Raw genomic sequence first — 13838 nt, 5'->3', positions numbered from 1 at the left:
TATTCATGCCTTGTTCACAAATTCAAAGGCATTTTAAAGATGATAAGTGGTATACTAAATCTAGAGGAAATATGAACGTGAAAGGTGTTTTGTACCCATGCATACATTAGTAGTCGGGGTGAATTATCGCTCTGCACCCGTGGAGATTCGCGAAAAGCTTTCATTTATTGAAAATGAGCTGCCACAGGCGATGCAGGCGTTAAAAGAACAAAAAAGCATATTGGAGAACGTGATCGTGTCCACTTGTAACCGGACGGAAATCTATGCGGTCGTGGATCAGCTTCACACTGGGAAGTATTATGTGAAGCAATTTCTTGCTGACTATTTTGGCTTGCCGCAAGAAGCCATTTCCCAGTATTTATTTGTCCATGAGCAAGATCAGGCAATTGAACACTTATTCCGTGTAACAGCCGGCATCGACTCAATGGTATTGGGTGAAACACAGATTCTTGGGCAAGTAAAAAACAGTTTCCTTGCAGGCCAAGAGCACGGCACTACAGGTACGGTGTTTAATCAATTGTTCAAGCAAGCTGTTACATTGGCGAAAAGAGCGCATTCTGAAACGGCCATCGGCGAAAATGCCGTGTCGGTATCGTATGCAGCAGTTGAACTCGGCAAGAAGATTTTTGGTACGCTTAAAAACAAACATGTTGTTATTTTAGGTGCCGGAAAAATGGGTGAATTGGCCATCAAGAACTTGCAGGGGAGCGGAGCTGACCGTATCACTGTCATTAACCGTACATTCGAGAAAGCGGAACTGTTGGCAGACAAATTCGGCGGCAATGCAAAACCGTTGAACCAATTGCAATGCGCATTGCTGGAAGCGGACATTCTGATTTCATCAACCGGCTCGACTGACTTTGTCATCGATCTTGAATTGATGCAGTTTGTGGAAAAACTACGCAAAGGCAAACCGTTATTCATGGTGGATATCGCAGTTCCACGTGATATGGATCCACGCATCGGCGACTTGCCGAATGTCTTCTTGTACGACATTGATGACATGCAAGGCATCGTAGAAGCGAATTTGGCAGAACGTGAACGCGCGGCTGGCCAAATCATGACCATGATCGATCAGGAAGCACTTCAGTTCAACGACTGGCTGACAACGCTTGGCGTTGTTCCGGTAATTTCTGCGCTGCGCCAAAAAGCGCTTGGCATACAGGCTGAGACCATGGCAAGCATTGAAAACAAAATGCCGGATCTGACTGACCGTGAAAAGAAAATTCTCAACAAACACACCAAATCGATTATCAATCAATTGTTGAAAGATCCGATTCTGCAAGCGAAAGAAATGGGCGGAGCGCCTAAGTCACGTGAACAATTGGAATTATTCATGCAAATTTTCGGGATCGAAGAAGACGTTGAAAAAGAAATTGAAAAGCAGTCGCAAGCTGCACAAAAGAAAACGGAAAAAGCCGTTCTCGAAACCCAACAAGCAACTGAAACTCCCAAATATTCATTTTAAGCTTTCTTAAAGAGGCGTTTTCGGATCTATATGTTAAAATGTAGAGACGGAACGCCTTTAACTATGGAAACGAAGGGGAATGGGATGGCTGATATAACAATGGCAAGGCTGCACGAAGCTATGGTTATACTATATGCTGTCAGCCTTGTTTTTTATTTTATAGATTACTTATATAAAGAGAAAAGGGCCAGCCGGATAGCCATGACGCTGCTCGGCATTGTATGGGTGCTGCAGACGGTCTTCCTGGTGCTGTATATCGTTGAGACTCAGCGATTTCCGATACTGACTTTATTCGAAGGCATTTATTTTTATGCCTGGTTGCTGGTGACGTTGTCGCTCGTATTGAGGATTTTCTACCGTTTTGATTTTGCTGTATTCTTCATCAACATCATTGGATTCATCTTCATGACGATCCACACCTTCGCGCCGGTCCAGATCGAGCGTTCGCCTGTCGGGGAATCGCTGGTCTCGGAATTATTGTTCATCCATATCAGTTTCGCGATTTTATCCTATGTGGCATTTTCCTTGTCATTCGTTTTTTCGGCGCTTCACATGATCCTTTACCGATTATTGAAGCAGAAAAAATGGACAAAGCAATGGAGCAGCTTGCCGTCACTCAGCCAAACACAGCAATTTATGACGATTTCGATTCTCGTCGGGATTTCGCTGCTGTTCGTGTCATTGGTGCTCGGGCTGCAATGGGCATTTATTTCACTTGCTGCATTTTCTATCTTCGACATGAAGATTGTCGGATCGTTCATCTTGCTGGTGGTCTACAGCTTTGTGCTGTGGTGGCACCGCAAAGGCTCATTGAATGGGATGAATTACGCGCTGGCACATACGTATGCATTTTTATTGCTGCTGATCAATTTCTTTTTAGGCAGCCGATTATCTGAATTTCATTTTTGGTATTAAAGAAGGGTAGGATTCATTTGAGAAAAATTATTGTAGGTTCAAGAAGAAGCAAGCTGGCATTGACGCAAACCAACCAGTTCATTGAAAAAATGAAAGCGGCGGGAGCGCCTTTTGAATTTGAAATCAAGGAAATCGTTACGAAAGGCGATCGCATTGTCGACGTCATGCTCTCAAAAGTCGGCGGCAAAGGTCTTTTCGTTAAAGAAATCGAACAGGCGCTGTTCAATAAAGAAATCGATTTTGCTGTCCACAGCATGAAGGATATGCCTTCTGTCTTGCCGGAAAGCCTGACTATCGGCTGTATTCCGGAACGTGAAGATCCGCGCGACGCATACATCGCCAACGGCCATGTGAAATTATTGGAACTTCCGGTTGGAGCAGTTGTTGGGACAAGCAGCTTGCGCCGCAGTTCACAGCTTTTGCTGTTGCGTCCAGACCTTGATATCCAATGGATCCGAGGCAACATCGATACACGTCTTGCGAAATTGCAGGCTGGCGATTTTGATGCCATCATTTTGGCTGCAGCCGGCTTGAAACGCATGGGCTGGAAAGATGACTTGGTTACAGAATTCCTGGAAGTCGACGAATGCCTTCCAGCTATCGGACAAGGCGCGTTAGGAATTGAATGCCGCGAAGACGACAAAGAACTTTTGGCGGAACTGGCTAAACTGAATCATGAAGAAACAGCTTTGGCTGTTAATGCAGAGCGTAAATTCCTGCGTGACATGGATGGCAGCTGCCAAGTGCCGATTGCAGGATATGGAACAGTGAAAGATGGAGAAATTACATTTACAGGATTGATTTCTTCACCGGAAGCGGATCAGGTATTCAAGGAAACATCAATCAGCCGTGACCCGATCCAAGCAGGCCGTGAAGTGGCTGAGAAAATCAGTGCACAAGGCGGATACGATTTGATTCAACGCGTTAAAGCTGAGAGCAATGTCTGATAAAGATCTTTTGCTTCAAGGCGAAACCATCGTTTTCACTGGTTCGAGAAATCCGGTGGAAGCGGTTCGCCGTGCACAATCACTAGGAGCGGAAACGCTTTATGTGCCGCTCGTCACCACCTTGATCCGCCGGTTGGACAAGCCGGACCTCGGTGGCTACGACTGGCTGATTTTCACGAGCCGCACCAGTGCACAGGCATTTTGCCAGCTCGATGAAAACGTGACCGCGAAAATTGCAGCTGTCGGCGACCAGACGGCTGCTGTGCTGCAGCAGCATGGCTACACCGTTGATTTCATCCCGCGGGTTTTTAGTGCCGACCATTTCATCCAGGAGTTTCCGGTGGTTTCCGGCAAAGTCAAATGCCTGTTCATTAAAGGCAATTTAGCGAAAAACACGATTGCTTCGATGCATATGCAAGTGGACGAGTGGACGGTTTATGATACCGTGCTGGACTTGAAGAATGCGGAAAAGTTAGTGCAACTGAAAGATGTCATCATTCTATTCGCCAGTCCTTCTGCTGTGTCGGCTTACCGGCAGGCAGGAGGAGACTGGTCGAATATCCGTACCGCTGCCATTGGCCATGTTACACAAGGGGCCATCGAGGCAAATGGCGGAAAAGTCGATTTTACTCCGAAGAAATACACTTATATGGAAGTCATCAATGAAATAGCGAAAGGAAGTTTTTCAAAATGAAAGAATTGAATTTTAATCGCCATCGCCGTTTGCGTGGATCTGCCAATATCCGTTCAATGGTCCGCGAAACGAGCTTATATAAAGAGGATTTCATTTATCCGATTTTTGTCGTTGAAGGCGAGAACATTAAAGAGGAAATTTCTTCAATGCCGGGTGTTTTCCATTACTCATTGGATAAATTAGGCGAGGAACTGGACGAAGTTGTAGATCTTGGAATTCCTTCTGTTATTTTGTTCGGTGTGCCAAATGAAAAAGATGCTGTCGGTTCGCAAGCTTATCACGACCATGGCATTACACAGGAAGCGATCCGCTTTGCGAAAGAACGCCATCCGGAATTGGTGGTTATCGCTGATACTTGCCTTTGCCAATATACCGATCATGGCCATTGCGGCGTAATCGAAAATGGCGTCATCCTGAACGATGAATCACTTGATTTGTTGGCACGCACTGCCGTGTCTCAAGCAAAAGCGGGAGCTGACATCATTGCGCCATCGAATATGATGGACGGCTTTGTTGCAGCGATCCGTTATGGACTGGACCAAGCCGGTTTTGAAAACACACCGATCATGTCTTACGGCGTCAAGTATTCATCTGCGTATTATGGACCTTTCCGTGAAGCAGCACACAGTACTCCTCAATTCGGAGACCGCAAAACATACCAAATGGATCCCGCAAACCGTATGGAAGCATTGCGTGAAGCTACTTCCGACATTCAGGAAGGCGCAGATTTCATGATTGTCAAACCGGCATTGTCTTATTTGGACATCATCCGTGAAGTACGCGATAATTTTGATATCCCGATTGTTGCTTACAATGTTTCAGGCGAATACGCCATGGTCAAAGCAGCAGCGGCAAACGGTTGGATCGATGAAGAAAAAATCGTTTTGGAAACACTGCTCAGCATGAAACGCGCAGGAGCGGATATCGTGATGACGTATCACGCAAAAGATGCGGCACGCTGGTTGGAGGGAACTAAATGACATACGAAAAATCATTAGCAGCATTCACTGAAGCAAAAAAACTAATGCCGGGCGGCGTCAACAGCCCGGTCCGTGCGTTTAAATCGGTCAACATGGACCCGATATTCATGCAATCCGGCAGCGGAGCAACCATCACAGATATTGATGGCAATACGTATATTGACTATGTCCTGTCTTGGGGACCGCTGATTTTGGGCCATGCCCATCCGGAAGTGGTCAAGGCGATTCAGGAAACGGCAGCGCTTGGAACTTCATTCGGTGCACCGACTGAACTTGAAAATACCATGGCGAAGTTGGTTATGGAACGTGTTCCTTCCATCGAAATGGTCCGCATGGTTTCATCCGGAACAGAAGCGACGATGAGCGCATTGCGTGTGGCACGTGGTTACACGGGCCGCGACAAGATCCTGAAATTTGAAGGCTGCTACCACGGCCATGGCGATAGCCTGTTGATCAAAGCCGGGTCAGGCGTTGCGACTTTAGGATTGCCTGATTCTCCAGGAGTTCCAGAATCGATCGCTAAAAACACCATTACAGTTCCATATAACGATCTGGAAAGCGTGCGTTTGGCATTCCAGGAATTCGGCGACGATTTGGCTGCAGTCATTGTCGAGCCGGTTGCCGGCAATATGGGCGTTGTGCCGCCAAATGAAGGCTTTTTGACAGAGCTTCGCAATTTGACTCATGAAAATGGCACGATTTTGATTTTTGATGAAGTCATGACCGGTTTCCGTGTCGGCTTTAATTGTGCACAAGGCTATTTCGGCGTTACACCGGACATGACGTGCCTCGGCAAAGTCATCGGCGGCGGGTTGCCTGTTGGGGCATTCGGCGGCAAGCGTGAAATCATGCAACAAGTGGCACCGAGCGGGTCGATCTATCAGGCAGGTACGTTGTCGGGCAATCCGCTTGCAATGCGGGCAGGATACGAAACGCTGTCCCGTTTGACGGAAGAAAGCTATGACGTCTTTATCGAACGCGGCGACCAGCTTGAAAAAGGATTCCGTGAAGCGGCGACGAAATACAACATCCCGCATACCGTGAACCGTGCAGGATCAATGATCGGTTTCTTCTTCACAAATGAAGACGTAGTCGATTTTGAATCAGCAAAAACTTCGGACACCGAGTTGTTCGCAGATTATTACCGCTTGATGGCGGAAGAAGGCATCTTCCTGCCGCCGTCCCAGTTTGAAGGCATGTTCCTATCGACTGCCCATACGGAAGAGCATATTGCGAAAACCGTTGAAGCATTCCATACCGTATTTGCTAAACTGGCACGTTAATAAAAGAAAAACAGGCCGAGGCTTCTGGAATTTTCAGAGGCCCCGGTTTTTTTATTGGAAAGAACACCGAACGCCAGCCTGCATACTCCACAGATGCCCTTGTTTCCTGTACCATAGAAAACAACTAAGGCACTTGGGAAAGGAGGGATGGCTGTGAAGCCATTTATTGTAACGGCAGTTATTGCGATTGCTGCAGGGGCGGTATTCGAGGCGGTCGGCATGTTTCTGCCTTGGCTGCTGGGACCGATGTTCGCACTTTTGCTCGTCAATCAATTCACCAAAATCCCCCTCTACTGGCCTCGATTCTTGCGGACAGCGGGTCTGGTGATGCTCGGTGTGCAGATCGGTTCGTCGTTTACACGCGATGCGGTGTTATTGATGGTGATGGACTTGCCTTATATGGCGTTCATGACGGTTTCGGTCGTGGCCTTGTCGGTTGCTCTCGGTCTGCTGTTCAAGCGGATGGTCCATGAAAGCCTGGGAACGAGCCTGCTTGGGTCCATACCAGGTGGATTGGCGCAGATGGTGGTTTTGGCTGAAGAAATCCCTTCAGCGAATATTACTGTTGTGACGATGATGCAGACCATCCGCATTTTCATGGTGGTGACGATTGTGCCGTTCCTGACGATTTTCCTGAACGGCAGAGGAGCAGGCGAAGTGAAAGAGCAGCTGTTTACATTCTCGGCAGGCTTGTTCCTGTTGGCGCTCACTGTCAGTTTATTATTGTATGGGGCTATGAAGAAAATTGGATTTCCAGCTGCTGAACTGTTGGCGCCCATTATGGCCATGGCGATTGTCCAGGCCGTGTCGGGGGATGTCCTGATTGATATGCCGTACTGGCTCATTGCTATTGCACAGGTCTGCATCGGTGCGAATCTCGGCCTGCAGATGGAGGGAATCGGCGACAAACTGACGTTCCGGCTGGGTGCTGCAATTGTCCTGAACAATGTGCTGCTCATCAGCTTCACCGTATTAATTGCCAGGGTTCTCGCTACTTGGCTGCCTGAATACATATTCCTCGACTTCTTTCTAAGTGCAGCACCCGGTGGCATAGCGGAAATGGCCATCACCGCGCTCGCTGTTGGAGGGGATGTAGCACTCATCACCGGATTCCAGCTGTTCCGGCTGTTCTTTATTCTATTGGTGGCCTCACCGCTTGTGGCATTCATTGTAAAAAAACTTGACGCTAAAACCGGATATTGAGTACAATAAGAGTAATTAGATATTCATGCGTTGATGAGGATAGTAGAATGTGTGTGCATTTCAGAGAGAAGGCCGATTGGTGAGAGGCTTTCATGGACCCATATTTGAATGTCACCTCGGAGCAGTTGCCGTGAAATGAGTAGCGGGAACCGGACTTAACATCCGTTATGAAACTTGAGAGCCAGGTGTGCAAGTGGACCTGTGTATAAAGGTGGTACCGCGAAAAACTCCTTCGTCCTTTACAGACGACAGGAGTTTTTTGCGTTCTATCAGAAATAAGAGGAGGAATTCCAATGACTGAACAAATGTCTACTAAGTACGATCCGCAATCCATTGAGAAAGGCCGTTACGATTGGTGGGTCGACAAAAAATTCTTCGAAGCGAAACCGGAAAGCGGCAAAACACCGTATACCATTGTGATTCCCCCGCCGAACGTTACCGGCAAGCTGCATTTAGGGCATGCCTGGGACACGACATTGCAGGACATCATGACACGCATGAAACGCATGCAGGGCTTTGACGCATTATGGCTGCCTGGAATGGACCACGCCGGCATTGCGACACAAGCGAAAGTGGAAGGCAAATTGAAAGAAGAAGGGCGTTCACGCTATGATTTGGGCCGTGAAGCATTTCTTGAAGAGTCGTGGAAATGGAAAGACCAATACGCGGGACATATCCGTGAGCAATGGGCAAAACTAGGCCTTGGCCTTGACTATTCCCGTGAGCGGTTTACATTGGATGCCGGTTTATCAGATGCGGTGCGCGAAGTTTTCGTGAAACTCTATGAGAAAAAACTTATCTACCGTGGGAAATACATTATCAACTGGGATCCGGCGACGAAAACTGCTATTTCGGATATTGAAGTTATCTACAAAGACGTACAAGGTGCGTTTTACCATATGCGCTATCCGCTGGCAGATGGCAGCGGCCATATCGAAATCGCGACGACGCGTCCGGAAACGATGCTGGGCGATACAGCGGTTGCGGTTCACCCGAAAGATGAGCGCTACCAGCACTTGATCGGCAAAAAAGTGATCCTGCCAATTATCGGCCGTGAAATGGAAATCGTTGCGGACGATTACGTGGACATGGAATTCGGAAGCGGCGCTGTAAAAATTACGCCAGCGCATGACCCGAATGACTTTGAAATCGGCAATCGCCACAACCTGGAACGTGTGCTGATCATGCACGAAGACGGTACGATGAATGAAAACGCAGGCAAATACGAAGGGCTCGACCGCTTCGAATGCCGCAAGCAGATCGTCAAGGACCTGCAGGATTTGGATGTGTTGTTCAAAATCGAAGAACATATGCATTCTGTAGGACACTCAGAGCGCAGTGGAGCAGTTGTTGAGCCTTATCTGTCTACACAATGGTTTGTTGACATGAAGCCTTTGGCTGCCGCTTCAGTGGAAGCGCAGAAAAACGAGACGGGCGTTAATTTTGTACCGGACCGTTTCGAGAAAACCTACCTGCACTGGATGGAGAACATCCGCGACTGGTGTATTTCACGCCAGCTTTGGTGGGGACATCAAATTCCAGCCTGGTACCATAACGAAACAGGTGAAATTTATGTAGGGCACGAAGCGCCGGCGGATGCTGAAAACTGGACACAGGACGAAGACGTTTTGGATACTTGGTTCTCATCTGCATTATGGCCGTTCTCAACGCTCGGCTGGCCGAAAGAAAACGATGACCTTAGCCGCTATTACCCGACCGACGCGCTGGTTACAGGCTATGACATCATCAATTTCTGGGTATCCCGGATGATTTTCCAGGCACTTGAATTCACAGGTGAAAAACCGTTTAAAGACGTGTTGATCCACGGCCTTGTACGCGATGCGGAAGGACGTAAAATGTCCAAATCACTGGGCAACGGCGTTGATCCGATGGATGTCATTTCTCAATACGGTGCGGATTCCCTGCGTTACTTCCTGGCTACTGCTTCATCTCCAGGACAGGATCTCCGCTACTCGAACGACAAAGTAGAGTCGGTTTGGAACTTTGCCAATAAAATCTGGAACGCTTCCCGTTTTGCATTGATGAACATGGAAGGCATGACGTACGATCAAATCGATTTGTCCGGCAAGAAATCCGTAGCCGATTCATGGATCCTGACTCGTTTGAATGAAACCATCGAACAAGTGACGGACCTTGCAGAACGCTATGAATTCGGCGAAGTAGGCCGTTCGCTTTATAACTTCATCTGGGACGATTTCTGTGATTGGTACATCGAGATGTCGAAATTGCCATTATACGGTGAAGACGAAGAAGCGAAGAAAATGACGCGTTCAGTCCTTGCTTATGTATTGGATAACACGATGCGCCTATTGCATCCGTTCATGCCGTTCATCACAGAAGAAATCTGGCAGAACTTGCCGCATGAAGGCGAATCGATCACCATTGCAGCATGGCCGACAGTGGACGATTCCTTGACCGACCAAAGCCAGTCTTCAAGCATGAAGCTGTTGATGGACGTGATTCGTTCGGTACGGACTATCCGTGCAGAAGTGCAGTCGCCGATGAGCAAGAAAGTGCCATTGACGATTTCAGCGAAAGACGCCGACACGCATGCAGTGCTTGAAGCGAACGCTGCCTACATCGAACGTTTCTGTAACCCGGAAACGTTGACGATCGGCCAAAGCATCGAAGCTCCAGACAAATCGATGTCAGCGGTTGTATCCGGTGCTGAATTGTTCATGCCGCTTGAAGGCCTGATCGATATTGATGCCGAACTTGCGCGCCTGCAAAAAGAACTGGAAAAATGGGCGAAAGAAGTGAAGCTCGTCAGCGGCAAATTGTCGAACGAACGCTTTGTTTCGAAAGCTCCTGAAGCCGTTGTTGCAGAAGAACGTGCAAAACAAGCCGATTACGTGGAAAAACACGCAACGGTTGAAAAACGCATTGAAGAATTGCAGAACCTGTAAGATATGAAAAAACCGCTTTCCCAAATGGGAGAGCGGTTTTTATGTTTTCTTAGAGATATTCCGCAAACTAGCTCCGCTTTCCTGCGGGCTTGCGCCGAACTAACTTGTGCTTAGCGCCCAAGTGGATTTCGGCACTTCGCTATCCCGCTGGAGTCTACGCTAGTTTGCTCCATATCCTAATATTTAAAGAAGGTAAAATAATCTTTTACTTGTTAACAGCTAAAGAATTCTTAGAAGAAAGAACATAAGGAATAAAAAAGTTATTCTTCAGTTCAGCTTACATAGCTCTAAACTAGTTATATAAACGTGGAAACTAAATACTCACTTCGAATTTGTTGAATCTCTTAGCGCCGGCGCGTCCCCGGGCTAGACGGAGCCATGAAACAGGTGCTTTTCCTGGTTCAGCGTGTGAGTCATGCCCAAAGCGACCGAAGCGATTTAAAATAGCTCACTAACTACTTCGGCCGATCTTCCTGCCGAAACGGTGCATGCTTTTCCAATTTCCGCAGATGCTCCACTAATAGTTCTGCGATATTTTCGTCGTGCGTTTCGTAGAACGAGCGGGCGCCGACGGGATCTTCAATTTCATTGAACAGATGACGGCCGTCATCCAACAAAAGAAAGTCGATACCGATATAATCGCTGTTCAAGGCACGGGCAATCCGCAAGACGTCTTTTTCTTGAGTGGCACTCAAGATGTATTTCTCAGCATGGCCGCCAAGTGAATAATTGGCTTTAAAGTCACCAGTGGAACTGCGTTTAACCGCACCCACTACTTCTGTGCCGATGACATAGGCGCGAACATCTGCCACATGTTCAACAACCGGCTGGAAAATCAGCGGGGAAGAGACTGGTGGAATTTCCTCAGCCGATGGAACGAGCCAGACCTCCGAGCCGCCGTGGCCATCCACGGTTTTAACGACGTATGGAAACTCTATGGCTTCGCGGAAAGTCGGTACCGCCGGAACACCGAGCAATAAAAGCAGTTGATAGCTTTGCCATTTGTCGTTGGCGATGCGGTTGACTTCGGCGCGGTTCGCTAAATGGATGCCTTGATCTTCAAGAAAACGGGCCGCTTCCGGACGCCGTGCGCGGAAAAGAGTGATGCCGCCGCGCAACTTATCCACAAGCATAGCCAAGCCTTCTTCGCTCCAGTCGTCCCATTGGATCAGCTCAAAATCATCAAAACGCTGCAACTCTTCAATAAACCCGTGATTGCGTTTGGCCTCTTTAGTTTCATAAAGAAGTTTCATGCTAAGTCCTCCAGTATATAAGCGATCATGGCGTCTGCAACATTAACTCCTGTGACATTAAGGATATTGCGGATATGGGCAGCGGCATTCACTTCACAAACCAGGGGCTGGTCATTTTCACCGAACAACAGGTCGACACCCGCAAACGTTGCACCAACTGCTTCAGCCGCTAACAGGGCCAGCTCTTGTTGTGCCTCAGTTAATTCTACGGGTGAAGCGACACCTCCATTGGTGATGTTGGCGCGGAAATCGGTTTCCGAATGGCGGTACATGGCTGCTACAATCCGTCCGCCGACAATGTTGACGCGGATATCTCGCCCCCGGCTGGAAGCGATAAATTCCTGAAACACAAAATCGATGCCCCGCAGGCTGTCGACTTTTTCATAGAATTGTTCTTCGGTTTCAATCAGGTAGACCTTCATGCCAAACGAACCGTGCCCTTCCTTGATGATCATCGGCAGCCCGAGACGGTCAATGACTCCTTCGAAATAGCCTGATTCCAGTATGGAGAAATTCGGATAGACTTTCGGCGCAACGATGGTCCGTGGCATCGGCAAACCTTTTGCAGCTAATTGGACGTATTGTGTAGCTTTATTATCACATAAATCGATGACAGCCGGGTCGTTATAAACAGGGACTCCGCGGCTCTTCAAAAAATATCCAAGCAATATATCTTTATCCAATAAAATTGCAAAATCAGGTATACTTAAAGTAACAGATAAATCCATAATAGTTTCGTAGTTTTTCATAATCTTGACAGTGATGCCAGCACGTTCTGCTGCTTCAGCAACAAGTCTGGCCTGATCTGCAAACTTATCGGAAACTAAGCTTCCGTTGTAAATAACCCAACAACTCGTCATATCCATTCCACCTTCGTGCTATAATCATACTCAAAAAGTGTATCATGTTTACCGCAGAAAAGAGGCTTCAAAATGATAATTGGACTCGAACAATACAAAAATAAATGGAATATTCATACAGATGCTTCGATTCAACCCGGTCTGGAAGCTATTACAGGGGCATTGGACGAATTGGGGAACCCGCATAAAAACGGCAGATTCATTCATCTGGCAGGCACCAACGGCAAAGGGTCGACAGCTACATTCCTGTCGGCAATCCTTCAGGCGCATGGCCACAGTGTCGGGAATTTCTTTTCTCCTTGCCTTGAAGATATCCATGACCAGATCCAAATGAATGGAGAGCCGATCAACCCAGTGGAACTTGAGCAAGTGATGGAGCGGTTAAGCAAAATAAAGACGCCGTTAACGGATTTTGAACTCTTGACGGCGGCCGCCTTTATCGCTTTCCAGCAGCAGGCACCTGATTTTGCCATCATTGAAGCAGGCATGGGAGGAGCGCTTGACAGCACGAACGTCATCAATCCCGAACTTTCCATCATTCCTTCCATTTCCATTGAACACACGAATTTTCTGGGAGAAACTATAGAAGAAATTACACGCCATAAAGCAGGAATCATCAAGAAATGGAAGCCGGTGGTCATAGGGGAACTGCCGCTTGAGTCTCTGGAAATCATCCAGGAGACAGCTGACCGTTTACATGCAGAAGTCATCCGACCGGCTGGACAAATTGATGTACCGCTGAAACTGAAAGGGCCGCATCAACAAAAAAATGCCCAACTGGCGTTGGAAGCCGCTAAGGAACTGCTGGGCTTGGAATTTAGCGAGGAAAAAGCGGAGCTTGGGCTTTTTTCAGCTACTTTGCCGTACCGTTTTGAAGAAGTATTTCCTGATGTTATTTTTGACGGTGCCCATAATCAGGCGAGTGCCGAAGCCTTGGTTGCTACCATAAGAGACACATTTCCGGATGACCCTATCCATATCGTCATGGGAATCTTCAAAGATAAAGATTATCGAAGCGTACTCCGCCATTTGGAGACAATCAGTAATCATTTCACCTTTGTGGACTTTGACAATGAACGGGCATTGCCAGCTGCAGAACTATTTAAGGAAAGTTGCAGTAAAAGAAAGACAATTACAAATATGTGTGATATATTACCTGTATCGCACAACAAAGAAAAGACTATAGTCACAGGTTCGTTACATCTTCTTACACTTCTTCGAAACTCAGCGAACGTCTTTTTCAAGAATTATCAATAAATCATACCCTGATCTATACCTCACTAATTCGTTTCAGAAAGGAAAGATGTC

The 13838-nt window shown here is 47.4% G+C and carries 11 protein-coding genes and 1 other annotated feature; of the genes, 9 read left to right on the top strand and 2 right to left on the bottom strand.

What is annotated here, in order from left to right; all coding sequences use genetic code 11:
* Window positions 1-97 precede the first annotated feature (97 nt).
* The 8 genes from hemA (at window position 98) to QMA04_RS08885 (ending at window position 10417) form a co-directional block, all read left to right on the top strand.
* Window positions 98-1468, top strand: coding sequence for a glutamyl-tRNA reductase (gene hemA, locus QMA04_RS08920; RefSeq protein WP_191715989.1), 1371 nt, complete (start codon window positions 98-100; stop codon window positions 1466-1468).
* Between the two features lie 84 nt (window positions 1469-1552).
* Window positions 1553-2383, top strand: a complete 831-nt coding sequence (ccsA, locus tag QMA04_RS08915; protein ID WP_191715988.1) for a cytochrome c biogenesis protein CcsA — start codon at window positions 1553-1555, stop codon at window positions 2381-2383.
* Between the two features lie 17 nt (window positions 2384-2400).
* On the top strand, window positions 2401-3330 hold the full coding sequence (hemC, locus tag QMA04_RS08910; protein ID WP_290185203.1) for a hydroxymethylbilane synthase: 930 nt from the start codon (window positions 2401-2403) through the stop codon (window positions 3328-3330).
* The gene (locus QMA04_RS08905; protein WP_290185202.1) at window positions 3323-4024 is read left to right on the top strand and encodes a uroporphyrinogen-III synthase; all 702 of its coding nucleotides are present in this window, start codon (window positions 3323-3325) and stop codon (window positions 4022-4024) included. The genes hemC and QMA04_RS08905 overlap by 8 nt, the downstream gene beginning before the upstream one ends.
* Window positions 4021-5004 carry a porphobilinogen synthase gene (hemB, locus tag QMA04_RS08900; protein ID WP_290185200.1) on the top strand — a complete coding sequence of 328 codons (984 nt, stop codon included), beginning with the start codon at window positions 4021-4023 and terminating at the stop codon, window positions 5002-5004. Before QMA04_RS08905 ends, hemB begins: the two co-directional genes overlap by 4 nt.
* The gene (hemL, locus tag QMA04_RS08895) at window positions 5001-6287 is read left to right on the top strand and encodes a glutamate-1-semialdehyde 2,1-aminomutase (protein WP_191715984.1); all 1287 of its coding nucleotides are present in this window, start codon (window positions 5001-5003) and stop codon (window positions 6285-6287) included. Before hemB ends, hemL begins: the two co-directional genes overlap by 4 nt.
* 147 nt (window positions 6288-6434) lie before the next feature.
* The gene (locus tag QMA04_RS08890) at window positions 6435-7490 is read left to right on the top strand and encodes an AbrB family transcriptional regulator (RefSeq protein ID WP_290185198.1); all 1056 of its coding nucleotides are present in this window, start codon (window positions 6435-6437) and stop codon (window positions 7488-7490) included.
* A 21-nt stretch (window positions 7491-7511) separates the two neighbouring features.
* Window positions 7512-7733, top strand: a binding site (T-box leader).
* 50 nt (window positions 7734-7783) lie between these two features.
* Entirely contained in the window at window positions 7784-10417 is a 2634-nt protein-coding gene (locus tag QMA04_RS08885) for a valine--tRNA ligase (RefSeq protein ID WP_290185196.1), read from the top strand.
* 455 nt (window positions 10418-10872) lie between these two features.
* Here the strand turns inward: QMA04_RS08885 and QMA04_RS08880 are convergent, their stop codons facing one another.
* Window positions 10873-11670, bottom strand: coding sequence for an ATP-grasp domain-containing protein (locus QMA04_RS08880; protein ID WP_290185194.1), 798 nt, complete (start codon window positions 11668-11670; stop codon window positions 10873-10875).
* The gene (locus QMA04_RS08875; protein ID WP_290185192.1) at window positions 11667-12530 is read right to left on the bottom strand and encodes an ATP-grasp domain-containing protein; all 864 of its coding nucleotides are present in this window, start codon (window positions 12528-12530) and stop codon (window positions 11667-11669) included. Before QMA04_RS08875 ends, QMA04_RS08880 begins: the two co-directional genes overlap by 4 nt.
* Before the next feature lie 72 nt (window positions 12531-12602).
* On the opposite strand from QMA04_RS08875, the gene QMA04_RS08870 reads away from it, so the two are divergent.
* Window positions 12603-13787, top strand: a complete 1185-nt coding sequence (locus tag QMA04_RS08870) for a bifunctional folylpolyglutamate synthase/dihydrofolate synthase (RefSeq protein WP_290185191.1) — start codon at window positions 12603-12605, stop codon at window positions 13785-13787.
* Window positions 13788-13838: the final 51 nt, after the last annotated feature.

Origin of the sequence: Planococcus sp. APC 3900, assembly GCF_030407735.1 — a bacterium.
Classification (GTDB): Bacteria; Bacillota; Bacilli; order Bacillales_A; family Planococcaceae; genus Planococcus; species Planococcus notacanthi.
The sequence above is the reverse complement of the archived record's forward strand: the minus strand, read 5'-3'. Positions and strand labels throughout refer to the sequence as shown.